Annotated in this window: 3 protein-coding genes; 2 read left to right on the top strand and 1 reads right to left on the bottom strand. The window is 38.3% G+C overall.

Features of this window, described 5'->3' with window-relative positions:
- On the top strand, positions 1 to 396 hold a 396-nt coding region (locus tag ACUVJL_RS31595; RefSeq protein WP_445249445.1), incomplete at its 5' end, for a hypothetical protein.
- A 20-nt stretch (positions 397 to 416) separates the two neighbouring features.
- On the top strand, positions 417 to 1,313 hold the full coding sequence (locus ACUVJL_RS31590) for a transposase (RefSeq protein WP_445249444.1): 897 nt from the start codon (positions 417 to 419) through the stop codon (positions 1,311 to 1,313).
- 179 nt (positions 1,314 to 1,492) lie between these two features.
- On the opposite strand, the gene ACUVJL_RS31585 is transcribed toward ACUVJL_RS31590, so the two are convergent.
- Positions 1,493 to 1,796 (bottom strand): transposase (locus ACUVJL_RS31585; protein ID WP_445249443.1); only part of this gene is annotated, 304 nt, incomplete at its 5' end.

Below are 1,796 nucleotides of genomic sequence, written 5' to 3'. Positions count from 1 at the left end.
ATAGCTAACACCCTAAGCTGGGCAATTAATCAGGCAAATACCGCCACCGGCGATGACACTATTACTTTGGCAAATAATGTCCGGTTTACCGCAGCTCCCACCATCGCCATTGACAGCAATATTGTAATTAATGGCGGTGGGTTTCGTGTCAGTGGGGATGTCAATAATAACGGCACAAATGATAGCGGGGATGTTCGTCCCTTCTTTATCAAGTCTGGAGGTGTCACTTTATCTAACCTCACCATCACGGGGGGACGAGCCCAAGGCGGAAATGGCTTCGGTGGCGGTGGCGGGGCGGCCGGTATGGGAGGCGGACTGTTCATTTTTGACGGAACGGTAACGCTGAGTAATAGACATCTCCAAAATAGTAACATTCGTGGTAAAATAACATCATAAAGCTTTTTTAACACAGAAACATGAGCGACATACTAAATCATATTGAAGAGCATCCTCAAGAAACACAGCGATTAATTGGCTTGGATTATGAACAACTACAACAATTAATTCAAAACGCGGAACGATTACATCATGAAAAACAAGCTTTACTAGAATCAAAGAAAATTAGAATTATTGCTAGTGGAGGCGGGCGTAAATCAAAATTATCTATGCGGGAACAAATAATTTTAACGTTGGTCTATCTGAGGCATATGACAACCTTTCAACTTCTGGGCATCCAGTTTGGAGTAAGTGAGTCTACAGCTAATGATACGTTTAATTATTGGTTGCCTCAATTGCGAGAATTGCTACCATGTAGCTTACTTGAGCAAGTAAAAAAAAACGCTGCTGACTATGAAATGGTCAAGGAAATACTCACAGAATATGAATTAATAGTAGATACCTACGAACAAGTCAGAGAAAGACCTGGAGCTCAAGATGAACAAGAAAAATATTTTTCAGGCAAGAAGAAAAATCATACATTTAAAAGTCAAATAATTGTCATGCCAGATGGTAGAGATATCGTTGATGTTGTGGCACTTAAACCTGGACCGAAAAGCGATATAACTTTATTCCGAGAAGAACGCTCACAGTTTGACCCTCAACAAAAATTCAAGGGAGATAAAGCTTACGTTGGAGAAGCTTTAATGACAACTCCTATGAAGAAACCCAAGAATCGAGAATTAACAACTGAAGAAGAAGAACAAAACAAAGCATTTTCTGGCAAAAGAATCTTTGTTGAACATCGAATTCGCTCCCTCAAAATATTTCGAGTTCTCCAAGAAAGATTTAGGTTAAATCCCCAGAAATATGAGGAAGTAGTTTTGACGATTTGTGGAATAGTAAGGTTGCGAATTAGAGCGCTAATATTACAATGAGAAATATCTGCTACATCATCAGGTTAAAATCAACACACATAACTAGATATTTTGGCTTAATTATCAACAATAAATATCTCAAAGCCTTATTAGAGCGTACAGAGTCGCTAATTTATGATGATTGCATTTACGTCTTACAGCCTAGTTACACAAAGGCTTTAACTGTTTTTGGAGATGTCTTATGTACTCTCGGCCATAGCATCACTCTGAAGGTTCGCAAAAATATGCTCACGTATAACTAAAGTGAACATATTTCTTTGTACTTGATACCAATTGCTAATTATCTTTTCAGACCGCATCAACTCCAATTTAACAAATGCTTGAAGTGAACAAAATATATGAGTTTTGATTGCATTGGTATTTCTCACCATGAAACGACAAATTCCACAAACTTGTTTGATTGCTCTGTGAAAGTTTTCAATGCCCCAATGAGTATCATGAATCGTCACAAATTGACTTCTAGTTGTTTCTCCGAGTTCTTCC

The organism is Microcoleus sp. OTE_8_concoct_300 (assembly GCF_031383065.1).
In the GTDB taxonomy this organism is placed as follows: domain Bacteria; phylum Cyanobacteriota; class Cyanobacteriia; order Cyanobacteriales; family Microcoleaceae; genus Microcoleus.
Note: the sequence above shows the minus strand (reverse complement) of the source record. Positions and strands in the feature narration are given on the sequence as shown.

Bases quoted from the DNA above. Each gene is read 5' to 3' on its own strand.
- ACUVJL_RS31590 (WP_445249444.1), top strand. From the start codon at position 417: ATGAGCGACATACTAAATCATATTGAAGAGCATCCTCAAGAAACACAG.